This window comes from Candidatus Atribacteria bacterium, assembly GCA_011056645.1.
Taxonomy (GTDB): domain Bacteria; phylum Atribacterota; class Phoenicimicrobiia; order Phoenicimicrobiales; family Phoenicimicrobiaceae; genus Sediminicultor; species Sediminicultor quartus.
The window spans coordinates 1-25,847 of the sequence record DSEL01000092.1; the positions used below are offsets into that span (position 1 = coordinate 1).

At 35.9% G+C, this 25,847-nt stretch carries 23 protein-coding genes; 15 read left to right on the forward strand and 8 right to left on the reverse strand.

The window, feature by feature from the left end; all coding sequences use genetic code 11:
* The 11 genes from ENO17_03725 to ENO17_03775 form a co-directional block, all read left to right on the forward strand.
* The coding region (locus tag ENO17_03725; protein ID HER24145.1) for a 4Fe-4S dicluster domain-containing protein at positions 1–921 on the forward strand (921 nt) is incomplete at its 5' end.
* Between the two features lie 115 nt (positions 922–1,036).
* Positions 1,037–2,023 (forward strand): peptidase S58 family protein, encoded by a 987-nt coding sequence (locus ENO17_03730; protein HER24146.1) that lies wholly within the window; start codon positions 1,037–1,039, stop codon positions 2,021–2,023.
* A gap of 109 nt (positions 2,024–2,132) precedes the next feature.
* Positions 2,133–4,853: a UPF0182 family protein gene (locus ENO17_03735; GenBank protein ID HER24147.1), complete on the forward strand. Its 2,721-nt coding sequence runs from the start codon at positions 2,133–2,135 to the stop codon at positions 4,851–4,853.
* A 425-nt stretch (positions 4,854–5,278) separates the two neighbouring features.
* Positions 5,279–6,319, forward strand: coding sequence for a LacI family transcriptional regulator (locus tag ENO17_03740; protein ID HER24148.1), 1,041 nt, complete (start codon positions 5,279–5,281; stop codon positions 6,317–6,319).
* A 183-nt stretch (positions 6,320–6,502) separates the two neighbouring features.
* Complete coding sequence (locus ENO17_03745; GenBank protein HER24149.1) at positions 6,503–7,531, forward strand: DctP family TRAP transporter solute-binding subunit; 1,029 nt, start codon at positions 6,503–6,505, stop codon at positions 7,529–7,531.
* A 112-nt stretch (positions 7,532–7,643) separates the two neighbouring features.
* The gene (locus ENO17_03750; protein ID HER24150.1) at positions 7,644–8,165 is read left to right on the forward strand and encodes a TRAP transporter small permease; all 522 of its coding nucleotides are present in this window, start codon (positions 7,644–7,646) and stop codon (positions 8,163–8,165) included.
* The gene (locus tag ENO17_03755; GenBank protein HER24151.1) at positions 8,159–9,451 is read left to right on the forward strand and encodes a TRAP transporter large permease; all 1,293 of its coding nucleotides are present in this window, start codon (positions 8,159–8,161) and stop codon (positions 9,449–9,451) included. Before ENO17_03750 ends, ENO17_03755 begins: the two co-directional genes overlap by 7 nt.
* Before the next feature lie 92 nt (positions 9,452–9,543).
* Positions 9,544–10,755, forward strand: a complete 1,212-nt coding sequence (locus ENO17_03760) for a hypothetical protein (protein HER24152.1) — start codon at positions 9,544–9,546, stop codon at positions 10,753–10,755.
* A 34-nt stretch (positions 10,756–10,789) separates the two neighbouring features.
* Positions 10,790–11,530 carry a 3-deoxy-manno-octulosonate cytidylyltransferase gene (kdsB, locus tag ENO17_03765; GenBank protein HER24153.1) on the forward strand — a complete coding sequence of 247 codons (741 nt, stop codon included), beginning with the start codon at positions 10,790–10,792 and terminating at the stop codon, positions 11,528–11,530.
* 136 nt (positions 11,531–11,666) lie between these two features.
* A complete protein-coding gene (locus ENO17_03770) occupies positions 11,667–12,560 on the forward strand; it encodes a dihydrodipicolinate synthase family protein (protein HER24154.1) in 894 nt (297 codons plus the stop codon).
* A 74-nt stretch (positions 12,561–12,634) separates the two neighbouring features.
* On the forward strand, positions 12,635–14,431 hold the full coding sequence (locus tag ENO17_03775) for an L-fucose isomerase (GenBank protein HER24155.1): 1,797 nt from the start codon (positions 12,635–12,637) through the stop codon (positions 14,429–14,431).
* A 45-nt stretch (positions 14,432–14,476) separates the two neighbouring features.
* Here ENO17_03775 and ENO17_03780 read toward each other — a convergent pair whose 3' ends face one another.
* From ENO17_03780 to ENO17_03805, 6 genes are all read right to left on the reverse strand, one after another.
* On the reverse strand, positions 14,477–14,980 hold the full coding sequence (locus tag ENO17_03780; GenBank protein ID HER24156.1) for a metallophosphoesterase: 504 nt from the start codon (positions 14,978–14,980) through the stop codon (positions 14,477–14,479).
* Positions 14,981–15,261: 281 nt separating this feature from the next.
* Positions 15,262–16,155, reverse strand: coding sequence for a glycine/betaine ABC transporter substrate-binding protein (locus ENO17_03785; GenBank protein ID HER24157.1), 894 nt, complete (start codon positions 16,153–16,155; stop codon positions 15,262–15,264).
* Positions 16,156–16,175: 20 nt separating this feature from the next.
* Positions 16,176–16,823, reverse strand: coding sequence for an ABC transporter permease (locus tag ENO17_03790; protein HER24158.1), 648 nt, complete (start codon positions 16,821–16,823; stop codon positions 16,176–16,178).
* Positions 16,810–17,934: an ATP-binding cassette domain-containing protein gene (locus ENO17_03795; GenBank protein ID HER24159.1), complete on the reverse strand. Its 1,125-nt coding sequence runs from the start codon at positions 17,932–17,934 to the stop codon at positions 16,810–16,812. Before ENO17_03795 ends, ENO17_03790 begins: the two co-directional genes overlap by 14 nt.
* 20 nt (positions 17,935–17,954) lie before the next feature.
* Entirely contained in the window at positions 17,955–18,611 is a 657-nt protein-coding gene (locus ENO17_03800) for an ABC transporter permease (GenBank protein HER24160.1), read from the reverse strand.
* Between the two features lie 28 nt (positions 18,612–18,639).
* On the reverse strand, positions 18,640–19,140 hold the full coding sequence (locus tag ENO17_03805) for a MarR family transcriptional regulator (GenBank protein HER24161.1): 501 nt from the start codon (positions 19,138–19,140) through the stop codon (positions 18,640–18,642).
* A 409-nt stretch (positions 19,141–19,549) separates the two neighbouring features.
* On the opposite strand from ENO17_03805, the gene ENO17_03810 reads away from it, so the two are divergent.
* The 4 genes from ENO17_03810 to ENO17_03825 all read left to right on the forward strand — a co-directional run bounded on the left by ENO17_03810 (position 19,550) and on the right by ENO17_03825 (position 23,556).
* Positions 19,550–20,242: an amino acid racemase gene (locus tag ENO17_03810; GenBank protein ID HER24162.1), complete on the forward strand. Its 693-nt coding sequence runs from the start codon at positions 19,550–19,552 to the stop codon at positions 20,240–20,242.
* An 81-nt stretch (positions 20,243–20,323) separates the two neighbouring features.
* Positions 20,324–21,517 carry a dicarboxylate/amino acid:cation symporter gene (locus ENO17_03815; GenBank protein HER24163.1) on the forward strand — a complete coding sequence of 398 codons (1,194 nt, stop codon included), beginning with the start codon at positions 20,324–20,326 and terminating at the stop codon, positions 21,515–21,517.
* Between the two features lie 315 nt (positions 21,518–21,832).
* On the forward strand, positions 21,833–23,269 hold the full coding sequence (locus ENO17_03820; GenBank protein ID HER24164.1) for a proline--tRNA ligase: 1,437 nt from the start codon (positions 21,833–21,835) through the stop codon (positions 23,267–23,269).
* Positions 23,270–23,298: 29 nt separating this feature from the next.
* The gene (locus tag ENO17_03825) at positions 23,299–23,556 is read left to right on the forward strand and encodes a translation elongation factor-like protein (GenBank protein ID HER24165.1); all 258 of its coding nucleotides are present in this window, start codon (positions 23,299–23,301) and stop codon (positions 23,554–23,556) included.
* 55 nt (positions 23,557–23,611) lie between these two features.
* Here ENO17_03825 and ENO17_03830 read toward each other — a convergent pair whose 3' ends face one another.
* Together ENO17_03830 and ENO17_03835 are read right to left on the reverse strand one after the other, a co-directional pair.
* Positions 23,612–24,394, reverse strand: coding sequence for a slipin family protein (locus ENO17_03830; GenBank protein ID HER24166.1), 783 nt, complete (start codon positions 24,392–24,394; stop codon positions 23,612–23,614).
* Between the two features lie 6 nt (positions 24,395–24,400).
* Positions 24,401–25,726, reverse strand: coding sequence for a nodulation protein NfeD (locus ENO17_03835; protein ID HER24167.1), 1,326 nt, complete (start codon positions 25,724–25,726; stop codon positions 24,401–24,403).
* Positions 25,727–25,847: the final 121 nt, after the last annotated feature.

Sequence of the window (25,847 nt, forward strand, 5' to 3'; positions counted from 1 at the left end):
ATCAAAGTAACTGAATTATGTTTTGGTGCATTGCCCATAGGACCTATGCAGGCAAATATACCTATTGAAAAAGGAGCAAAACTTATACGCACAGCTTTGGAAAAAGGAATAAATTTTATCGATACTGCCGAGGTATATCAAACTTATCATTATATTAAAAAAGCTTTGGAAGGTTATAAAGGGGAAGTCATTATTACGACCAAATCTTTTGCTAAAACCTATACCGAAATGGAAAAAAGCGTTCAATATGCACTTGAATCTCTTGATAGAGATTATATAGATATTTTCCTTTTGCATGCGGCAAAAGCTACTCCTTCAGTTTTTGAAGAGAGGGAAGGAGCATTCCAATGTTTAAAAGATTATAGATCGAAAGGAATCGTCCGGGCAATAGGGATTTCTACCCATGTGATAGATATTGTTAAGCGGGCAACAGAAATCAAAGAAATCGATATTATATTTCCGATTATTAATAAACTCGGTATGGGTATTATTAATGGCAGCGTGGACGATATGATTAAAGCCATCTCAAGAGCACATAAGGCAGGGAAAGGCTTATATGCTATGAAAGCCTTAGCCGGAGGAAGATTGATTGGCGAATTAGAAGCATCAATTAATTATGTCAGAAATGTTACAGGCGTAAGCTCAATTGCTATAGGGATGATTAGCCAGGATGAATTGGAACTTAATATAAAAATATTTAATGATGAAGAAATTTCTCAAGAATTATTTTATCAAAAAATTAAACCGAATAAAAAATTATTTATTTCCCGTTTTTGCAAAGGTTGTGGCAATTGTGTCAATACTTGCCCCAATAATGCCTTACACTTAGAAAATGGGAAAGCAGTGGTCGATCACAAATTATGTATTTTGTGCGGCTATTGCAATCCGGTATGTCCCGAATTTGCCATTAGAATTATTTAAAATTATCAATATAAATTGAAAATTACCACCCCGCAGGAAAAATCTCCGATATAATAACTTATAATAAAATACAAAAATCTGCAAGGAAAATATTCCATAATAAGGAGAGAGATCAATGAATGGTGAAGAAAAGTTGAAAGAATTAAAGGATGCCATTATAGATGTACCAGGGATAAAAGTAGGACATAGCCAGGATTTAAAGGCCGGGACTGGTTGTACGGTGATTATTTGCGAAAAGGGAGCAACAACAGGAGTAGATGTACGGGGAGGAGCTCCGGGAACGAGAGAGACAGACCTTCTAAATCCAGTAAATCTAATAGATAAAGCCCACGCTATTTATTTAGGAGGAGGCAGCGCCTTTGGATTGGATGGAGCATCGGGAGTAATGAAATATTTAGAAGAAAAAAGAATAGGTTTTGATGTGGTACTAACTAAAGTTCCTATAGTTCCCGGTGCGGTTCTCTTTGACCTGGATGTAGGTGATTTTAGGGTTAGGCCTGATGCTAATATGGGTTATGATGCCTGTATTAAGGCCAGCGAAGAAGTGGTAATACAGGGTAATGTTGGAGCTGGCACCGGGGCAACGGTAGGGAAAATATTTGGCGGGCTTCGTTGTATGAAGAGCGGTTTAGGTACAGCCAGTTTTAAATCTCAGGAATTGATTATTGGAGCAATTGTAGCGGTAAATTGTCTGGGAGATGTCATTGATCCGGAAAACGGAGAAATTATTGCCGGGGTATTAACTGAGGATAAAAAAGGTCTTGCTAATTCTATGTCTTTTTTAAGAAATTTTCCTCAAAAGACCAAAGATAATTTTTCTAAAAACACCACTATAGGAGCCATTGCTACTAATGCGCGATTAAGCAAAGCCGGCGCAACCAAAGTGGCTATGATGGCTCAAGATGGTTATGCCCGAACTATAAATCCAGCTCATACCATGTTTGATGGAGATACTATCTTTTGTATGGCTACTGGTGAGGTAGAGGCTGGGACGAATGTGGTAGGGGCTATTGCGGCCGAAGTGATGGCTCGGGCAATAGTAAAGGCGGTAAAGAATACAGAATCACTTTTTAAACTTAAAAGCTATAAGGATATATTTTAAAAAGTTGCCAAAAGGTGCCTGGCACCTTTTGGCAACTTTTTTCATTTATTGCAATACTGGTGTAGAATGATATAATACAGGTATAAAAAATAATAATTGGAGGGAAAAAATGGCAGATAAAACAAGAAATTTAAAATGGATAATTATTGGCATAATCTTTTTAGTGGTCATAATTGTGGGGGCGATTGCCTCAATTTATATTGATTTAATATGGTTTAAGTCGGTACAATATGTTGCGGTTTTTTGGAAGATACTGTTAACCAAAGGAGTAGTCATGCTGTTTTTTGCTGCAGCATTTTTTGTGTTGTCTTTTATCAATCTTTCTTTTGCCCGACGTTTTGCTCCTGAGTTTCAGGTAGAAATAAGCCAGGATGAGTTTGAAAAGCCGGAAATTCAATTATATAAAAGTCTGCAAAATATTCAGGTGAATAAAAAATTTGTTTTATGGTTTTCCCTGATTGTAGCGCTATTTATGGGATTATCCGAAGCCTCTAGCTGGGAGAAGATCTTAATATATTTAAACCGGACTTCCTTTGGAATAACTGACCCTATTTTTAATAAGGATATTGGATTTTATATGTTCAGTCTTCCTTTCTGGGAATTCATCAGGAACTGGTTATCCTTTGCCCTTACACTTATTACTGTTGTAGTGGCTGCCATTTATATTGTTAAAAAAGCAGTAAAATATGAATATAAAAAACTTATCATTGAAACTCCAGTTAAGGTGCACCTGTCTTTGTTAATTGGCTTAATATTAATTTTAAAGTCCTGGCAGTATTGGCTGAATGCCTTTAAGATTCTATACTCTACTCGAGGGGTAATTTTTGGAGCGGGTTATACAGCAATCCACGCCGATCTTTTAGCCTTGAGGGTTTTAATGGTATTAGCTTTGATTTGCGCAGTACTATTTTTTTTAACTGCCAGGAAGCAAGATTGGAAATTACCAGTTTTGGGATTGGCGGTATTGATTGGTGTCTCTATCTTACTGGCGGGAATTTATCCTGAGATTATTCAGAAAGCAATAGTCTTACCCAATGAAAGTACCAAGGAGAGACCTTATATATTAAATAATATTGAAGCTACCCGGCTAGCCTATGGTTTAGATAAGATTGAAGAGGAGGAATTTCCGGTAAAAGAAGAAATAAGCTTTGAAGATATTGAAAAAAATGGAGAGACGGTTGGAAATATCCGACTCTGGGATTGGAGACCCATAAAGCAGACCTTAAACCAGATTCAGGCTATTAGGCTTTATTATGATTTTAATAGTGTGGATACGGACCGTTATTATTTTAATGGGAATTATCAACAGGTGATGATCTCTCCCCGAGAATTAAACTCGACAAAAATACCCGAACAGGCCAGAACCTGGGTTAATGAGAAATTGGTTTATACTCATGGATATGGCGTTGTGGTAAACCCGGTTAATCAGATTAGCGGAGAAGGCCTCCCCCAGCTGTTGATAAAAGATATTCCCCCGGTTTCCAGTGTAGATCTGACTATAACCCGACCAGAAATATATTATGGTGAAATAACCGAAGGGTATGTCATAGTTAAGACTAAAGCTAAAGAGTTCGATTATCCAAAAGGAGACGAAAATGTCTATAGTACTTATGTGGGAGGTGGTGGGTTGCCGGTATCCTCTTTATGGGGAAGAATTTTATTTTCTATAAAATATTCTAATCCTCAAATTTTACTTACCACCAATTTTACTCGGGATAGCCGAATTATGATCTATCGTAATATTCAAAAGAGAGTCAACAAGGTAGCTCCTTTCCTCAATTATGATAATGACCCGTATATAATAGTTTCCAAAGAAGGGAGATTGTTCTGGATACAGGATGCCTTTACTGTATCTAATAACTATCCTTACTCGACTCCTCTTGGGGGGTATTTTAATTATATTAGAAATTCGGTTAAAGTAATTATTGATGCCTATAATGGTACTATGGATTTTTATATAGTAGATCAGAAAGACCCATTAGTAAAGGTATATCAAAATATATTTCCTCAACTGTTTAAAAACTTTGACCAGATGCCTGCGGATTTAAAGGAACACATTCGTTATTCCAAAGACCTCTTTCAAGTTCAAGCGGAACTTTATTCTACTTACCATATGATCGACCCCGATGTATTTTACAATAAAGAGGATTATTGGAATATTCCCAATGAGATTTATTCGGACAGTGAAATCAGGATGGAACCCTATTATATTGTGACCAAGCTTCCGGATCACGATAGAGAAGAATTTATTTTGATGACTCCCTTTACTCCTTCTACCAAGAGTAATATGATTGCCTGGCTGGCCGCTAAAAATGACCAGCCGGAATATGGGAACTTGGTAGTTTACAAATTTCCCAAGGAAAAACTGATTTACGGTCCGATGCAGATAGAAGCGAGAATTGACCAGGACTCAGCGATTTCTCAGCAATTAACTCTATGGGGACAGAGGGGCTCTACGGTTATCCGGGGAAATTTACTGGTAATTCCTATAGAAAAATCGATTATTTATATTGAACCTCTGTATCTGCGTGCAGAAAAAGGAGAGATACCCGAGTTAAAAAGAGTAATCGTTTCCAATGGTTCTGATGTAATGATGGGGAATAATCTGGAAGATGCTTTAGAGAGGCTTTTTTCCCAAACTTTTAGAGAAAAAGAGATCGTAATAACCGGCGAAGAAAAAACTCTCAAAGATTTGATTAAGGAAGCAGCAGGATATTACGAAAGTGCTCAAAACTTCGCTCGCGAAGGGAACTGGAGCAAATACGGAGAAGAGCTTCAGAAATTGGAACAGTCTCTGAAGCTGTTAGAAGATGCAAGCGAGAGAGAATAAAATTAGTTGTTAATAAAAAAATCTAGCGTGGGGTGTACAGCGTTTAGTCTATATTTTTTGGTTATTGTAGGGGCGGATTTATCCGCCCCGAATTATTTGGTAATTTTTCAGATGGGTTTGATGAATCAGACCCCTACAACACTACTTTTTTCTCTATCTTAACCAGTTAACCATGTAACCAGATCATTATTTCTATACGCTTCCTGCAAGATTTAAATCTTTGCCTTTTTAATTTTTTTGATTCGATAAAGCGATAAAACTTTTTCCGATAAGTTTATCCCCCATTCCTATCTATTTAAAAATTACAAAATTACAAAATTTTCTTGACGGGATAATAAAATTAGTATAAAATGTAATCGTTAACAAGTGTAAACGTTTACATTATACTCTTTTTCAATTTAGCGAATTCTCATTAAGGGAAAAATATGAAAATAAATATAAAGGATGTGGCCAAAAAGGCAGGGGTTTCTACCGCAACCGTTTCCAGAGTTTTAAGCGATTTTCCCGGGATCAGGGATAAAACCAGAAAAAAAGTGCTTAAAGCCGTATCGGAATTAAATTATGAAATAAATGCCGTAGCCAGGAACCTAAGGCAGAAAAAGACCAATTCTATCGGGATCATTGTGGGGAATGTTCTTTCTCAATTTTATTCAGTCATTGCTAAATCTGTGGAGGATATAGCTAATAAATTTGGTTATAATACCATTTTATGCAATGGAGATGAAAATCCCGAGAAAGAACTCAACTATTTAAAAGTTTTAATGTCCAACCGGGTAGATGGAATAATACTCACTCCTACCGGTAAGAATTCAGAATATGTTCAGCGTCTGATCAATTCAAGAACTAAGGTGGTGCTCTTAGATAGGCTAATAGAGGGAGTAGATTGTGATGCGGTTTTAGTTGATAATGCTAATGGCGCCTATAAAGCAGTAAAACATCTGATAGATCAAGGTTATAGAAAAATTGGAATAGTGGATGGCTATTTAGACCGGACTACCGGTGCCGAAAGACTAAAAGGGTATTTGCAGGCGATAGAAGAAGCAGGTATAGTCAAAGATGATAGCCTGATTAAAATTGGTAATTTTAAGAAGGAGAGTGGCAGGAAATTAACTCAAGAATTATTGGAAAAATCTAACAGGCCGGAGGCGATTTTTACCACTAATATAGATATGTCTATGGGTGCATTAATTGCTATCAAAGAGATGGGGCTTACCATACCCAATGATATAGGCATTGTTTGTTTTGATGATTCGGATTTCGCCTTAATCACGGAACCTTCCATAACCGTAATAAGACAACCTGTGTATCAACTTGGTTCTACAGCAGCTGAATTGCTAATAAAAAAGATAGAAGACGAAGAAAAAGGGTTAGATCATAAACCAACAGTAGTAACTTTAAGTACCGAACTGATAATCAGAAATTCAACCAAAAGAATAAATACCCATGGTAGATTAATATATCGTTAGCCACTGCGCTTTTTTCCTGCGAATATTTTGTAAAATGTAAAACTGGTTTAAATTTTAAAGACATAAATAATAAAAAATATGACCAGCAAGAAGTATTTTTTTTGATAAATAAGTGGAGGTGATAGAAAAAAGAAAATATTGTATCGAAAGTTTAGTATTTAAAAATAAAAGGAGGATTTTATTGTGAAAAGAGATCAATTTTTAAAAATTGCTTTGACAGTTTGCTTATTTGTTGTTTTGACTTCTACGGTGGTTCTCGCTGAACAACCAACCTATAATTTGAAATTTTCTACCGCTGCTACCCCTTTAGAACCACAGACTCAAGGTTTTATGAAATTTGCTGAAATAGTAGAACAGTTAACCGGTGGGAATATAAAAGTAACCATATATCACTCCGGACAATTAGCGGATCAAAAAACTCAAGTTCTCGGAACTATGCGCGGCGATATCGATATGTGTGATGGTTCACCTTCTTGGTATAGTGATTTAGTCCCCTATCCGGAAATCGGAGTATTGGAAGCTGCCTATGTGTTCAAAAGCTTAGATCACCTTTATTCTGTGGTAAATGGTCCTATTGGGAAAGCCTATTGGGATGAATTAAGAAAGAAATCTGGCTTGGTGGTTTTAGATACCTGGTTCTTGGGAACCCGGGAGTTAAATTTAACTAAAAAAGCTGGAATAGTTAGGACTCCCGAGGATCTTAAAGGAGTTAAACTGAGAATGCCTGGTTCAGAAGCCTGGATGGATGTCGGTCGTGGTTTAGGTGCTCAACCTACTCCCTTGGGATTCAATGAAGTCTATATGGCTTTAAAGACAGGAACCATAGACGGCCAGGACAATCCCTTGCCTACCGATTTTTCCAGTAAATTTTATGAAGTCACTCATTATATAGTTTTAACTGATCATCAAATGACTATTATTAATCCCACAATTAATGAAAAGGTTTGGGAGAGTATGCCGGAAGATTATAAAGTGTATATGAAAAAAGCGTTATTAATTGGAAGAAATTATTGTAACCAATTGGTATTAGAGCAGGAAGCAAGTTTACTAGCTAAATTCCAAAACGAATTTGGTATGGAAATAATTATTCCGGATAAAGCCGCCTTTATGGAAAACGTCAAGAAAATGTATGTTAAAAATGATGAAATTTGGGGTAAAGGGGTATATGAAAAGATACAAAATGTAAGCGCAGAAGTATATGAAGCAGAATAATTATTAGCAAAAAATATCCCATATGGTGTTATAGGGGGGGCAAGAGGCTTAACCTCTTGCCCCCCTATCAAAAGCTATAGATTGGTTTATAATCGAAGGCGTGGTTGATTTAATGGAATTATTAAAAAGAATTTATAAGTTTATCATTATTTTTTTTGAAGAGGTTCTTTCCACGGCAGCCCTGATAACTTGTGCCTCAGCAATCGTCATTCAAGTTTTCTATCGATATTTTCTTAATATTTCTTTGGAGTGGCCTTTTGAATTATCTATTTATGCCTATATCTGGACTTTGTATCTGGGAGCTGCTTGGGGAATTAGAGAAGGGCATCATGTGAAATTTAATATTTTATATGATGCATTACCTCCAAAAGTACAAAAGATGATTAATATAATTTTCAATACTATTACTACAGTTGTTTTTATCATTATTTTTAAACCCGTTTGGGAATATCTTTTATTTAATTATAGGATAAAGACGGTTGCCCTGAAAATCCCCTGGACTTATGTTTTTATGGTATTTTCCATATTCTTAACCCTAACTATCATTCATAATATTGAGCATATCATTTGCGATATTAAATCATTATTTACTAATAAAGATGATGACACAACAGGAGATGAAGTAAAATATTGATAACAATATGGGTTGTTTTATTTGCCATTATGTTTATTTTCGGATATCCCATTATCTTTTCGATTTCTGTGCCTTCGATGATTTATGTCATTTTAGCTAAAATAAGCCCCGCAGTAATTGTAGACAGTATGGTTATAGGCTTTGAAAAGCAATTTGTTTTGCTTGCCGTACCCTTATTTATTTTAGCCGCCAAAATAATGAATGAGGGTATGATTACCGAGCGCCTTTTTAGTTTTGCTAATAAGATGGTAGGATCACTTAAAGGCGGGTTAGGTCATGTCAATGTATTGGCTTCGATTATTTTTTCGGGAATGACCGGTTCCGCAATTGCCGATGCTTCTGGCTTGGGCATGATAGAAATAAAGTCCATGAATGATGCCGGATTTAACCCTGAATTTAGCTGTGCGGTAACTTCTGCAAGTGCAACTATTGGTCCTATTATTCCTCCCAGTATTCCCATGGTAATTTATTCGATGATTTCGGGAGCTTCTTTAGGTCACTTATTTATTGGGGGAATTATACCCGGTCTTTTTTTGGGAGCCGCTATGATGGTATATATTGCCTACATTTCCCACAAACGGAATTATCCTGCCGGCGAATCCTTTAATATGAGAAGTTTAATTATATCTTTTTTTAAGGCTTTTTTTCCGCTTTTAACTCCGGTGATTTTATTATGGGGTATCTACGGTGGAGTGTTCACACCTACGGAAGCTGCTGCTGCTACAGTCTTTTATGCTTTAATCTTATCGGTAGTCGGCTACCGTATTTTAGGTTTTAAAAAATTAATAGTTGTTTTTAAGGAATCTGCCTTAAGCACTGGTTATGTTTCAGCAATGGTTGCTGCTGCGCTTATTTTTAGTTATATTGTTTCTCGGGAGCAATTGCCGGTAACCTTAACTAATATGGTTATGAATTCAGGAATTATTACCAATAAATATATGTATTTATTATTTGTAAATTTGTTCTTATTATTATTGGGTTGTTTTATGGATCCCATTGTAGGAGAATTGATCGTGATGCCTATATTAATACCAATCGCCATCTTTTTCGAAATTGATTTAGTCCATCTGGGAGTTATCTCGACATTAAATTTCATGATCGGACTTTCTACTCCCCCCTATGGAGAAAATTTATTCATTGTTAGCGCTATATCCGGAGTTCCTCTGGGAGGAATAATCAGGGAAATGTGGCCCTTTCTTGCTGTTTTAACAGGCGTATTGTTGGCTTGTACTTATATTCCGGGGATTGTTCTTTGGCTGCCCAAATTAGCGGGGTATGTTCCTTAGAATAAAACTTCGTTTTAGAGAGAGGAAATAATTTCTGAATTTTATATATTTTTGCATTAATTATCAAAAAATAAAGAATAGAGGCATATAAAATGAAGGTCAACCTTGATCTAATCAATCAATATTATCAAGAATTAGACCAGGTAAGTAGAGAAAATTTAAACCAAGCAATAGATAAGATAGTAGAAGTAAAGAAGAAAAACGGTAAAATAATGGTGGTTACCGGAAGTGGACCAAATATTCACGAGGGAGTCACAGTTTTAATCTCTGAATTAATGGATAAGTATATTATCAATAGTGTTAGTACAAGTTCAGCGGTCATTGCCCATGAGATGGCCGGAAGTTTAGATAAAGTAAAAAGAATAGAAGGGAGCAGATTAGGATTTAAATCAGATAGTAATTTTTTCCCTCGGGGAGGCATCTTTGAATTTACCAAGATGAAAGAAAGCGATTTAGAAAAATTAAAAAAAGAATTGATTTTAGATGAAGGGTTGCTGGAAAAATCAAAAAGTATAGATGGTGATGTTATTATAAAAGCTGCGGGAAATATGGGTTATCCTATGGGTTTAAGGACAGAAATACTGTCTCGAGAAATTCTTAATATTGCCCAGACCTATAATCTTCCTTTTGAAGAAGTAGCAGGCTGGGGAGCAGATAAGAAAACAATGATTGGAAAAGGAGCGGAGAAAGGATTTCCAGTAATAGTCAGCGTCCCCCAACTTGTTGGAGGAGGAGCTGTAGGGCTTTCTGTAGGTGATAGCATCTCAATTTCAGAAAGATCTATGCGCATTGCCAGGATGTTGGAAGAATCAGATATTATTATAGAATCAGCAATCGCCCTAACCCAAGAAATACACGACGGTCCATTTGAATGTTATACCGGGCATGGCATTTGGTCTCATTGGATTGGCTTTAAAACCTATAGCCTTAAAGAGAAAACTATCATTAGAATTGATTTGGATAAACAATTAATGCAGGCTAAATTAATGCAAAATGAGAATAAAAAAATTCAAGAGGCCATTGATCAAGGATTGCCCAAGACTAAAATTACCGGTATTCCCTTCCGGATGGAGATGTCCGCCTTTGCACGCCACGAAAATAGTATTCCTATTGTAGGAGATATTGGAAAGATATGGCCTATTATCGCTGGCAGAGCTGCTGATAAATTGGGAATTTCTTTAGATTTTCTAAGTTATCCTCAAGAATCGGAAGAAGGGAAGAGGATGAGAGAGTGGATAGTGGAAAATGTTAAAGCAATAGATAGAAAAAAGCTTTTAAAAAGAGCCCAGCAATACAGATTATAAATATTTGTTAAGCAGAGAGGAGAAATGATTAAAAATGAAGGTTGTGGGAGTTATTCCTTCCCGATATAGTTCTACCAGATTACCCGGTAAACCTCTGAAAGATATTTGCGGAAAATCAATGATTCAACGGGTATATGAGAGTGCCAAACAATCTAAATTGTTAGACGAAGTTATTGTAGCGACAGACGATAAGAGAATTGCAAAAGAAGTGGAAAGATTTAAAGGGAAAGTAGTGATGACTTCGGTTGATCATCCCAACGGAACTTCTCGGATTGCTGAGGCGGTGAAAAATTTGGATGTTGATTTGGTAATTAATATTCAGGGCGATGAACCCTTTATACGTTTTGAAATGATAGACGAACTTATTGAAATACTCATTAAAGATGCTGATATTCTGATGGCTACCCTATGCTACGAACTTCATGATAAGAATAAATTAAAAGATGAAAATGTAGTAAAAGTGGTTTGCGATATTGATAGAAATGCTTTGTATTTTAGTCGTTCTTTAATACCGTTTCCCAGAAAAAAAGAAAATTTTAAGGTATATGAACATATAGGTATTTACGGTTATAGAAAATCTTTTCTACAAGAATTTGTAAAATTAGACGATACCCCCTTGTCCATGATAGAATCTTTGGAACAGCTAAAGGTTTTAGAATACGGATATAAGTTATATGTTGCTGAAACTAAATATGATTACAATGCCCTGAGCATTGATACCCTGGAAGACCTAGAGGAAGCCAAAAGAATAATTAAAAATAGGCAAGACATATAAAATTAAAAAATATTTTTATATTTAACTGGAAGTTTTTTATTTTAATAATAATACATTCAAGGGTTAATCGTTTTGATAATATGCAATGAATTATTCTGTCAGAATAAATCTATCATAAAAAAGAAGGTATAATACGATGAAAAGGATGAAGAATCTTGTGGTTCCCACAATTACTCCATTTGATGAAGAGGGTAAAATTGACCCGGAGGGAATCAAGGGACATTTTGACTTCTTAATTAAGGCTGGGGTTAAAGATTTTTATGTTTTAGGGACTACCGGTGAAGTATTTTTAATGAATACAGAAGAAAGAAAGATAGTCGCTGAGTTGGTAGTAGAATATGTTGGCGATAGAGGAAATATCTTTATCCAAATTGGTTCTATATCTACTAAAGAGGCTTGTGATTTAGCCCAGCATGCTGAAAGTATTGGCGCAGCTGGTATTGGAGCAGTTACTCCTTTTTATTTTAATGTAAGTCAACGAGAAATGGAAAGTTATTATCTGGAGATAGCAAAAAGTGTAAGTGATAATTTTTCAGTTTATTTATATAATCTACCTGGTTGTACCACCAATGATTTATTGCCGGAAACTGTATCTAAATTAGCTGAAGTAAAAAATATAGTGGGAATTAAAAATAGCATGAAAGATATATTGAGATTAAGTCAATTAGTTGATGAAACTCCGGATGATTTTGATGTAATTATTGGAGCAGACCCCATTTTAATGCCGGCAATATTGTATGGAGCGAAGGGGAGTGTTTCGGGAAATGCTAATGTTTTTCCTGAAGTATTCATAGAATTTTACCAAGCCATAAAAGAAAAAAATTATGACAAAGCACGTCAAAAACAGATCGCTATAAGACATATAATTACAGTATTGAAAGACGGTGCAAATTTAGCTTATTTTAAACAAGCTCTGGTTTATCGGGGGTTTAAACCAACATATACAAGAAAACCTTTGTTAGGTCTTAACCAGAAGGAAAAAGATATATTGAACAATGAAGTAAAAGAAATAATTAAAAATTATCTTTAAAACCTAACCAGAAATATTTTAATTTATTTTGAGAAGTTAGATTCATTAACAATAATTATTGGAGGAGTAAAATCATGCTAAACATCCAAAAAAGACTACCGGGAAGAATCCCCAAGGTCGGTATCCGCCCCATCATCGATGGGCGTCGAAAGGGGATTAGAGAATCACTTGAAGAACAAACCATGAGCATGGCGAAGTCTACCGCAGATTTAATTTCCAAAAAACTCCTGCATTCTAATGGCTTACCGGTAGATTGTGTCATTGCTGATACCACTATTGGTGGAGTAGCAGAGGCCGCAAGATGTGCTGATAAATTTGCCCAAGAAGGCGTGGGAGTATCCCTAAGTGTAACGCCCTGTTGGGCTTATGGTATGGAAACCATAGATATAGATCCTCTTATTCCCAAGGCTATCTGGGGATTTAATGGAACCGAAAGACCAGGAGCGGTCTATCTCTCTGCTGCCCTTGCCGGCCATGACCAGATCGGACTGCCGGCTTTTGGTATCTACGGTAAAGATGTTCAGGATCAAAATGATAATAGTATTCCCGAGGATGTAGAACAAAAACTATTACAATTTACCAAAGCCGGACTGGCCGCAGCCACCATGAGAGGAAAATCTTATCTTTCTATCGGTAATGTCTCGATGGGGATTGCCGGTTCTCAGGTTTTACCTGATTTCTTTCAAAATTATCTGGGAATGAGAAACGAATATGTTGATATGATCGAGATAATAAGGAGAATTGAAGAAGAGATATATGATAAAGAAGAATTTAAACGTGCTCTTCGTTGGGTCAAAGAGAACTGCAAAGAAGGGAAAGACCGTAATAGAGAAGATTTAAAACGCTCCCGCTCTCAAAAAGATAAAGAGTGGGAGATGGTTATCAAGATGACCTTAATAGCCAGAGATTTAATGATCGGGAATCCCAAGTTAATTGAAATGGGATTTGCTGAAGAAGCAGAAGGACATAATGCCCTTGCCTCTGGTTTTCAAGGACAGAGACAATGGACTGATCATTTTCCCAACGGAGATTTCACGGAAACCATCTTAAACACTTCCTTTGATTGGAATGGAATAAGAGAGGCTTTTATCTTTGCCACCGAAAATGATAGTCTGAACGGAATCTCTATGTTATTTAATCACCTCTTAAGTGATAGAGCACAGATCTTTTCTGATATCAGGACTTACTGGAGCCCTGAGGCCGTAAAGAGAGTAACCGGAAAAGAGCTGACCGGTCTGGCTAAAGAGGGCATCCTTCATCTGATCAATTCCGGTTCTACTACCCTGGATGCAACCGGAAAGCAGAAGAAAAATGGAAGATCAACTATGAAACCTTTCTGGGAGATCAATGAAGAAGAAGTAAAAAGGTGCTTAGAAAACACTAAGTGGAGTCCGGCTAATTTAGAATATTTCAGGGGAGGAGGGTATTCTTCTACCTTCTATACTCAAGGTGTAATGCCGGTTACCATGGTAAGAATAAACCTTATTAAAGGTTTAGGCCCGGTAATCCAGATTGCCGAGGGTCATACCATAGATCTCTCTCCCGAGATCCACCACATCTTAGATGAACGCACTGATCCTACCTGGCCTACTACTTGGTTTGCCCCTATTTTAACTGGTAAAGGGATTTTTAAAGATGTCTATTCGGTGATGAATAATTGGGGAGCTAATCATGGAGCGATCAGTTTTGGACATATCGGAAAAGACCTGATTACTCTTGCCTCTATGCTCAGAATACCGGTAGCTATGCACAATGTTCCGGAAGAACAGATATTCAGGCCAAAAGCTTGGGCTTCTTTTGGTACCTCTGATTTAGAAGGAGCAGACTTTAGGGCTTGTCATAATTTTGGACCATTATATGGGAGGAAATAGAGAAAGAGCAATACATCGACAAACCAGGTAAACAGATAATTATTTTTATAGAGGATAGTTATTGATTAGATTTATAATTTTTGCCTCTAAATTTTCTAAATCCAGTAAAGCGATACTACTTTTACCACTGAGCCAACCCCCGCCTTCCCCGGGATTTATGATAAGAGTCTTTTTGATTTTGCGTAAATCAGTTCGGTGGGTATGACCGTAGACTATGACATCGAATTTTTGACTCTCCGCCAGGGCGTCTATTAATTTTTCTTTATGCAACATTATTATGTTGCTTTGATTAATATTGATTTGGTAAGGTTCAGGAAAAATTTCACCGATCTCTTTAAATTTTTCTCGGAGGAATAATTTATCTCCGTCATTGTTTCCGAATACTCCTTTTAGAGGACAGTTTAGATTTTTAAACTCTAAGGAAGTAAAGGGAGAAACAAAGTCACCTGCATGTAAGACCAGCTCAACTTTTTCTTGGTTGAAAATTTCTACAGCTTTTTTTATTTGAGATAAGTTATCATGCGTATCGGAAATTATTCCAATTTTCATTTCTTATAACCTCATTGAGATTAGTAATAAATCAAATTAATTTTATCATAATTTTTAATTATGATAAAATTCTATTCAATTTCTTTGCATCTCTTGAATTTTTCAGATAATTTTGGGTTGCCAAAAGCAGCAACAATACTACCCATAAAAACTCTTCTTTATAATATTATTAAGATTTTTAGTATTTTTTATTAAAAAAATTGTTTTTTAATAATACACTTCCCGGATTTTCCGGGAAGTGTATTAACTTTAAGTTTTATTTTAGAAAATCAGAAATCTGATTATTCTATGTACCCTTTTTCTCTTAAGAAATTTTTTGCGACTAATTTTGCCGGCAACCCTATAGCGTCGACTTGATAATTTAATTCTGTCATAGTTTCATCATCCAGTTCAGAAATTGGTTTTAAAATTTCACTGATTTCTGGATATTTATTCAGGACTTCTTCTCTTACATTAACACAGATGTTGTATACCGGAAAAAATTGTTGGTCATCTTTTAAAACTTGAAGACCATATTTTTTAATTTTACCATCAGTAGCGAAAACCATAGTAATGTCAGTTTGTCCTCGATTTAATGCTTCATAGGTTAAGCCTACATCCATTGTTTTAATGTTTTTTTTGTCAATATTCATGCCATAATGTTCAGCCAAACCTGGTAAACCATCTGCCCTTTCAGCAAATTCATGATCAATTCCCCAGATAAGGTCATGATTTTGATTAACATATTTAGCAAGTTCAGATAAGGTACTACCAATTTTTGCTACTTGTTCTTTAGTCAGAGCAATAGCATAGGTATTATTTATATTGGAGCGATCTAACCAGACAATACCATTCTTTTCTAAATCTTCTGTTTTTACTTTATTAAATAGTTTGACTGGGTCGGTAATTACCTCTTCGTGTTTTAAGTAGACCAAAGAAGCAGTTCCGGTATATTCTGCATATAGATCGGTCTGTCCAGTTACCAATCCTTCTCGGGTGATTGCGCTACCGGTTCCAAATTTCTCTGATACTGTGAAACCATTATTTTCTAATAAAATTGACATGATGTTTCCTAAGATATATTGTTCGGTAAAGTTTTTAGCACCAACTGTAATTTCTTTTTTCTCCTGAGCAAAAGCAGCAATAGTACTAGATAGTAAAAAAATTACCACTATTAAAATTATAAATTTTTTCATTTTTTCTCCTTTTCTTTTTTTTATTTTCTTGCTTTTAACCCTTTTGGGGTGATTGTTTTTTCAAGTTTGGCTAAAATAATATCTACAATAATAGCCATTAAAGCCGAACAAAACGCCCCCGCAAAAAGGGCTTCGGGTTTATTAAGTTTTAACCCGATAAAAATTAGGTCTCCAAGTCCACCTCCTCCTATGACCGAGGCAACGACAGCTGTCCCTATAATGATAGTAGCTGCGCTGCGAATACCCCCTATAATAACCGGTACGGCAATGGGAATTTTTATTTTCCATAAAATCTGATTAGGGGTAAATCCCATCCCCTTGCCTGCTTCTATTATATTTTTGGGAATACTGAGAATCCCCGAAGTAGCATTAAAAACAATAGGTACCAGACTATAGACGATCAAAGAAATAATGGCTGGAACAGCGCCAATACCCACATAAATAAAAACTAAAGCAATAACGGCAATAGAAGGAACTGCCTGGGCAGCTCCCGTAATAGAAACAATTAATTTTCCAATCTTTTCCCTTCCTTCTGCTGTAGCAATTATACTCAAGGTTACCCCTATAATTATTGCTATAATAATTGATATAATAAAAAGGTAGAAATGTTGGAGAGATAATTTAAGAATTTTATTATAATTTTCGAGAAAAAAATTAAGGAATATCATGTTGGTCTCCATTTATTATGCCTTTTTGGTTAACTTCTTTGAATATATCGTCTAAATTAATGATTCCCATAAATATCTTTTTTCGGTTAACCACGGGTAATAATTTTTCACCGCTTTTTAACATAGTAGAAAGAGTTTCGCTTAAAGTATTATTTCTTTCTGCGAAAACTGGATTGTCCTCAAAGTTAATTTCAACTTGCCCGTTTTTCTTAGATTTCTCTAGCCAGTAACGGTCTAAAAGCTTATTGTCTTTATCCAGAACAAAAGCTATTTTTGCTTTATTTTCCTGAATTTTTTTAATGATTTCTTTTTCCGTCTCTTTAGTAGAGACAGAAACAAAATTGTCTTTAATGATAAAGTCCTTTGTTTTTTTGAGGGATAGAGCCTTGATGCCTCGTTCTTGCCCCAGTAATTTTTCCACGAATTTATTGGCGGGATTAATCAGTATCTCGGTTGGATTGTCGTATTGGATCAAGCTGCCATCCTTAATAATAGCAATTTTATCTCCCAATTTGATAGCTTCATTGATATCATGAGTTACAAAAACAATGGTCTTTTTGATTTCCTCCTGGATTTCCAGAAATGAATCTTGTAATTTTAAGCGGTTTATTGGATCGATTGCTCCGAATGGTTCATCCATCAGCAAGACTTCAGGATCAGCGCCTAAACACCTGGCCAGACCTACTCTTTGTCTTTCTCCTCCGGAAAGTTGCAGGGGATATTTATAGGCAAAATTAAAATCCAGGGTAACTGTATCTAATAACTCCTCTACTCTTTTCCTAATTTTCTTTTCATTCCATTTTAGTAAACGTGGTACAGTAGCAATATTATCGTAAACAGTGAAGTGTGGGAAAAGACCTATTTCCTGGATTACATACCCTATGCTTCTTCTTAATTTTACCGGATCTATTTCATTGATCGAAACCCCGTTTAATTTAATATCTCCTTTATCATATGGTGTTAACCGATTAATCATTCTCATCGTTGTAGTCTTTCCACAGCCGGAAGGACCAATCAACATAGTTAGTTTCCCTTTCTCAATAGTTAAACTAAGATTATTAACTGCTATTTTTTTTTCAAATCTTTTGGTTACATTAATTAATTCAATCATAGCAGGATTCTCCTTTTCTTTTATCTTTTAATCTTTAAACCTTTCGGGGTAATCCAATTTTCTACTACCAGCAAAAAATAATTTACACTAATTCCTAATATGGAAACCAGTATAGCTCCCGCTAGCACCATTCTTAGATTAGAACGGCTAATTCCCGCGAAAATAAAATAACCTAATCCACCGGCAGCAACCAGAGAAGCAAAGGTAGCAACACTCACACCCAATACGATAGCATTACGAATACCCGCCATAATTACTGGTATCGATAAAGGAATTTTTATTTTCCACAAAATTTGTTTACCGGACATCCCCATGCCCTTGGCTGCTTCTATCATTCCCTGAGGAACTTGATTAAGAGCGATATAGGTATTTCGGGTAATGGGAAGAAGCGAATATAAGGCAATAGCAATGATGGCTGGGACCATTCCTAATCCTAAATTAAACGGAGCTAATAAAATAACCATAAAACCAAATAAAGCCAGACTGGGTATAGTCATTAAAATACTGGTAATATAAATGATAAACTTAGCTAACTGAGGTCGGGAGGAAATAAAGAAACCTAATGGGATACTTATAATAAGGGCTGCCGGTATGCTAATAATTACTATTTCCAGGTGTCTTAATAATTCTTTTAAAATTATCCCTTGGTAATAGCCCAAGAATTCCATAAAAGAAATTTCCATTTTGTCTCCTTTCCTTTCCCTTTTATATTTTATCTGCTTTGAATTTTTCCAATTTTTTTTGAAACTCTTTTTTGGCTAATTTTTCAGTTTCCATCATTGAGGCAATTCTTTGAATCGAAGAAAGAATAAGGGTTTGTTCCCAATCATTAAGTCTGTTAAATTTTTGAGTAAAATCTTCGTTTAAAAGAGAAGGCTTTATCCCAACGGCTATAGCCGTTTTCCCTTTTTCGGTGATTTTTATGATTACTCTTCTTTTATCATGATTACACCTTTTTTTACTAATAAATTCTTTATCTTCTAAGCGGTCTAGGATATCGGTAACGGTTGCCTGACTTAAACTTATTTCTTTAGCCAGATGACCGATAGAAATTTCTGGTACGTTAGAGAGTTCTCTTAAAATAATAAGCTGAGGCCCGCTTAAACCATAGAATTTATATAAATATTTTGATTGAATGTCTATCGCTCTTATTATTTGCCTTAAAGTAATTAAAACTTTTTCACTGGTAGTATATTCTTCGCCCATTTTATTTGCATCCTCCAATACCAAGGCAGTTTTTTAATGAATTAATTATATCGTATACTAAATATTTAGTCAAGATTACCGAGCAATATTATAAACAATGAACTTAGTTAATATGAGAAAAAGACCTATTTATAATAGTTATATAGAAAGGTAATTTTAGAACAATCAGATATTATTATTTAGAGGTCTTCATAATTATTAGAAATATTATATACAAATATTGTTTATCTTTATTAAGTCACCTATTTTGAAGATGTTAAAAAAATTATTAGAGTATGACCAAGAAATAATAGTGACAAATTTTATTAAAAAGAAGGATTTTATGTATTCTTGTAGTATAATAAAGTAGTTTAGTTTTTAAATAAGTGTAGATAAAAAAATCTGGTAAAAAGGAAACAAAGGAGTAGAAATGCCAGAAAAGATTATCGGAATTTTAGGTGGGATGGGGCCTGAAGCCACCATCGACTTATTTTATAAGATAATTAAATTTACTCCTGCAGAAAAAGATCAGGATCATCTTAGAATAATCATTGATAATAATCCTAAAATACCGGATCGGACTGCTGCTATCCTAAGGAACGGGAAAGATCCTCTACCGGCTTTACAGGAGACTGCAAGAAATTTAGAAAAAGCTGGAGCCGACTTTATAATTATACCCTGCAATACTGCCCATTATTTCCTTTCTTCAATTCAAGAAAGCGTTAACATACCAGTGCTAAATATGATAAAAGAGACTGCTCAAGAAACAAAAAAAAGAATTCCTCAAATAAAAAAGATAGGGCTTTTAGCTTCTATGGGTATCTATAAGTCAAAAATATACCAACAACACTTTAATAAATATAATATCGAGATTATCTCTCCCCAGGAGAAGGACAAAGAAGAAATTATGAAAGCAATCTACGCAGTTAAGGCCGGAGACTTATCTAATGAGATTAGGGAAGATATATTAAAAATTACCCATAAATTAGTTGATAAAGGAGCAGAAGCAATAATTGCTGGCTGTACCGAGATCCCTCTAATCTTAAAAGAGGGAGATACTTCATTACCGCTAATAGATCCCACCCAAGTGTTAGCCGAAATAGCAGTTCAGAAAGCGAGGTGACGACTTAGAAGAAAATAAGATACAAAATTGGTGAAATTTATTTAGTTATTTTATGATTTTAAATGGAGGTTTAAACAAGAAATGAAACTTTTTCAAAAAATTTTAATCGGTTTTGTTTTAGGAGCAATTTTAGGTGCAATCTGGGGACCGGGCGTAGTTTGGATAAAACCTGTGGGTACTATTTTTCTTTCTTTATTAAAAATGCTGATCATTCCCTTGATCTTCTCTAGTTTGGTAGTAGGAGTAGCTAGTATAGCTGACCCCAAAAAATTAGGAAGAGTAGCCGGTAAGACTATAATTTATTATTTGATAACTACTGGTTTTGCTATAGTTATAGGCTTATTGGTGGGGAATATAATTCGGCCGGGAGCTGGCATGAATTTAGTATTAGGGGCAGCTGCTCAGGAAGCAGCCAAAACTCCTTCCTTGGTTGATACTGTAGTAAACTTGATTCCCACCAATCCAATCGGAGCAATGGCTAATGGTGTAGTTTTGCAGGTTATAGTCTTTGCTCTCTTTTTTGGCTATGCAATGACTAAAGCAGGTGAAAAAGGAATAGCAGTTTTGAAATTTTTTGAAGGATTTGCCGAGACTATGTATAAATTAACTGGAACTGTAATGGGATTTGCTCCTTATGGTGTATTTGCTCTCATCGCAACTACCGTAGGTACTCATGGCTTATCTGTTTTAATCCCTTTTGCAAAATTAATCTTTGCTGTTTATCTGGGAGTAATTATTCATGAAGTTGTAGTATATTCCGGGATGGTTTCTATCATTGGGAAAATGAGCCCTGGAAAATTTTTCAAGGGATTCAGTGAAGCAGCATTATTAGCTTTTACTACCTGCAGTAGTTCAGCCACTCTTCCTGTTTCTATGCGTAATGTTCAGGAAAATTTAGGGGTTTCGCCCACTATTTCCAGTTTTGTCATGCCTTTGGGCGCAACAGTTAACATGGATGGCACTGCTCTTTATCAGGGTGTATGTGCATTATTTGTAGCCCAAGCTTATGGCATACAACTCGGATTAGGCGGACAATTAACTGTATTATTAACCGCTCTGTTGGCTTCAATTGGAACTGCTGGTGTACCAGGAGCAGGTTTGGTAATGCTGACCATGGTTCTTACCTCAGTAGGTTTACCTCTGGAAGGAGTAGCTTTAATTGCGGGAATTGACCGAATATTAGACATGGCACGAACTTCCTGTAATGTTACCGGAGATGCCGCCTGTTCAGTAGTAGTAGCCAAGACCGAAGGTGAATTGAAAGCAGTTAAATAGAAAAGTAGAAATTAATCATACACCGTGTTATCTAAAAGGCTAAAATTAGTAGGGCAGACCTTGTGTCTGCCCTTTTTAATAAAAAAATAACAACATTATCCATTCCTTGACTACTTGATTCACATTGATCCCAAAATCTTTTGACTGTTATACCCATCTTACTTATCACTATTTACTGATTACTATATTTTACCACAATATTAGAGTAGAAATTTTAGACAACTATGCTAAATTATGATAAAATCTTTAATAAATATATTATAAGATCGTAATAAGATTGCACTAAGTAAGGGAGGAACATCGGTGGAGAAAGATATGGAATTTGTTAAAGAAATTGCCTCAAAAGAGAAGAATTTTTCACAATGGTACGTGGATGTAGTAAGAAAAGCCGAACTGGCCGATTATACTACCATAAAAGGCTGTATGGTAATCAGACCATATGGATATGGTCTTTGGGAAAATATGCAGGCTGGTTTGGACAGAAGAATCAAAGAAACCGGGCATAAGAATGCTTATTTCCCTCTATTTATACCCGAGAGCTTGTTAAAGAAAGAGGCAGAACATGTAGAGGGTTTTGCTCCTGAGTTGGCCTGGGTTACTCACGGAGGAAATCAAAAATTGGATGAGAGGTTAGCTGTCCGTCCTACCTCTGAGGCTATTATCTGTAGTCTTTATTCTAAATGGGTAAGATCATGGCGAGACCTGCCTATTCTTATAAATCAATGGGTAAATATTGTACGTTGGGAGAAAGTGACCCGCCTTTTTTTAAGAACTACTGAATTTCTCTGGCAGGAAGGTCATACTGCTCACAAGTCCAAGCAAGAAGCAGAGGAGGAGACCTTAAAAATATTATACCAGGTTTATCAGGATTATATTGAAAAAGACCTGGCAATACCGGTCATTGTGGGGAGAAAGACAGAAAAGGAAAAATTTGCCGGGGCTTTGCATACCTATACCTTAGAAGCACTAATGAGCGATGGTAAAATGCTGCAAGCCGGGACTTCACATAATCTAGGACAAAATTTTGCCAAAGCTTTTAATATTAAATTTTTAGATGAGGATCAACAAGAGAAATACGTCTGGCAGACTTCCTGGGGCACAACTACCAGATTAGTAGGAGCACTGGTTATGGTACATGGTGATGAAAGAGGACTGAAACTACCGCCCAAAGTTGCGCCGGTTCAGGCAATTATAGTACCTATTATGTTCGATAAAAGCAAGAAAGAGGTTTTAGAAAAAGCTGAAAACATTTGCGCTATTTTAAAGAAAAACTTTCGGGTAGAAGTTGATAATCGAGATGGCTACACCCCCGGCTGGAAATTCAACGAATGGGAGATGAGGGGCGTTCCTTTAAGATTAGAAATCGGACCTAAAGATATGGCTAAAGGTCAGGTAATGATAGCTAGAAGAGACACCGGGGAAAAGATGGCTGTAAATGAAGAAATGTTAGTTGAAACCGTAAATAAATTACTAAATAGTATCCAAGAAAATCTTTTTGCTCAAGCCAAGAAATTTTTAGAGGAAAATATCAGAGAGACCTCTGATTATAATGAATTCAAAACGATTATCGAAAACCAAAAAGGATTAATTAAAACCTATTGGTGTGAAAATAAAGATTGTGAAGATAAGATCAAAGAAGAGACTAAAGCAAGTATAAGATGCATTCCTTTTGAGCAAGAAAAAGCTTCGGGGAAATGTATTTACTGTGGGAAGGAATCTTCTACTTTAGTGTATTTTGCCCGAGCTTATTAAAAAAATATAAGATAAAGGAGGGTAAAAAAATGGCCGAAGTACTAATTGGAAAAGTAACTGATTACTTTGCCAAGATAGGAGTAGCTGCTTTAGAAATTGACAACGGAGAATTACATTTAGGTGATATCGTTCATTTTGTCGGGCATACTACTGATTTTGAACAGAAAATAAATTCTATGCAAATAGAACATCAAGCTGTAGATTCGGCTAAAATCGGCGATGGGATAGGGATTAAAGTAAAAGATAGAGTTCGCCATGGTGATAAAGTATATAAAGTTACCGCTTAAATTAAATGGTTATTATAGTTAAGGTCATTCCTGTTTCCCCAGGGATGACCTTTATTTATTTCTTTTTACTTTCTTTTTGATTATAATTTTCCAGAAAAGGTTTTAATAAATCAAGGGGCAAAGGAAATAAGATAGTAGAATTTTTTTCAACTGCTACTTCGGTTAAGGTCTGTAAGTATCTAAGTTGCAAGGAAGTGGGTTGTTTGGCTATTCTGTCTGCGGCTTTGACTAATTTTTCCGAGGCCTGGTATTCCCCCTCAGCATGAATTATCTTTGCCCTTCTTTCTCTTTCTGCTTCAGCTTGTTTCGCCATAGCCCTTTTCATGCCTTCCGGTAATTCAATGTCTTTGGTTTCTACTGCAGTGACTTTAATTCCCCAGGGACCGGTGTGTTCATCTACAATTTTTTGCAGGGTTTGATTGATTTTTTCTCTCTGAGACAATAATTCATCTAATTCCATTTCCCCCAAGACACTGCGTAGAGTAGTTTGAGCAATTTGAGAGGTAGCATTAACAAAGTGTTGTACCTCAACCACCGCATTTTCCGGATTGACTACTCTAAAGTAGATCACCGCATTTACCTTTACCGGAACCGTATCTTTGGTGATTACCTCCTGTGCTGGGACATCCATAGTAATAATTCTAAGACTGATCCTTACCATCCTATCTACAATAGGTATCAGCAGAATCAACCCCGGACCCTTGGCGCCAACTAACCTTCCCAATCTGAAGATTACTCCTCTTTCATATTCTCGTAATATTTTTATAGCCTGAGATAATATGATAACCACTATGATCAAAATTCCCAGATAAATTTGTAGACTTGAAATTATATTCATTTCAACTCACTCCTTTCGGATATATTTTTTAACTATAAGCTGAAGCACCCTTATTTCTAATACTTCAACTTCTTCTCCTTCTTTAATTGCTTCACCTTCAGTAAAAGCCTGCCATCTTTCTCCATGGATGAAAATGGTTCCTTTCGGATCAAGGATAGTTTTAGCAACTCCTACTTTTCCAATGAGGCTTTCTCTACCAGTGACCGGCTTTTTCCATTGAATCTTAATACCTTTACTTAAAGCAAAGACAAAAAAAGCTGCGGAGGCAAGAGACATGGAAATAATTAATCCCAAAGAAATCCTTAAAAAGGGAGCGGTGGATTTAGATAACATAAAAGAACCCAGAATAAGAGAGGTCACTCCGCCGGCAGTAAGGAGTCCAAAGGTAGGAGTAAATATTTCTATGAAAAAGAGCACGATACCGAAGATGATAAGCAAGAGACCTCCATAATTTATAGGGATGCTCTGGAAAGCTACAAAGGCTAAGATAAGAGATACCCCTCCCACAATACCCGGAAAGAAAGAACCGGGATTACTGAATTCACCCAGGATACCATAAATCCCCAAGAATAATAAGACATAGGCTACATTGGGATTGGTCAGGGAATGGAGAAATAAATCTTTAAAAGTCATTTTTACCGGAATTATTTCCGCATTTTTGGTTTTAAGTACTTTGGTCTCGCTTGAGGTGGTCACTCTTACCCCATCAATGATTTCTATTAATTCATCTACATCATTAGCGATAAATTCTATTACTCCGATCTCGATGGCTTCCTGTTCGGTAATAGATGCACTTTCTCTTACTGCCTTTTCCGCCCACTGGGCATTTCTTCCCCTCTTTTCAGCAATGCTTTTAATGTATGCCGCTGCATCATTTTCCAATTTAGCTTTCATTTCTTCCTCAATTTCTGCTTCTCCTAAAGCTACTGGATGGGCAGCACCAATATTAGTTCCCGGAGCCATAGCGGCAAGATTACTGGCTAAGGTGATGAACACCCCTGCCGAAGCTGCTCTAGCACCAGAAGGAGAGACATAAACTATTATAGGGATAGTGGAATTTAACATCTTCTTAATCATATCTCTCATCGAGGTATCCAATCCTCCGGGAGTATCTAATTGAAGGATTAAGCATTCTACTTTTTCCGCCTCAGCATTTTCGATTCCTCCGATTACATATTGAGCGGTAATAGGGTTTATTATTCCATTTAGCTGGAGAAGATAAATAGAAGGTTTAGTAGTAATATAATCTTCTGAAAGCGAGCAAGAAAACATTGATATTAGAATTGATATTAGAATAAAAAAGAAGGTAATTGTCTTTATTTTCATATTCATCTCTCCTTTCTCCTGGTAGGAGAAAGTTAAAACGAAAAGGAAAAGATTTAGATCACCTTTAATAATTATAGCATAATTTTGGTAAAATTGCAGGAAATTCAGAATGAGTGTAGAATGTATC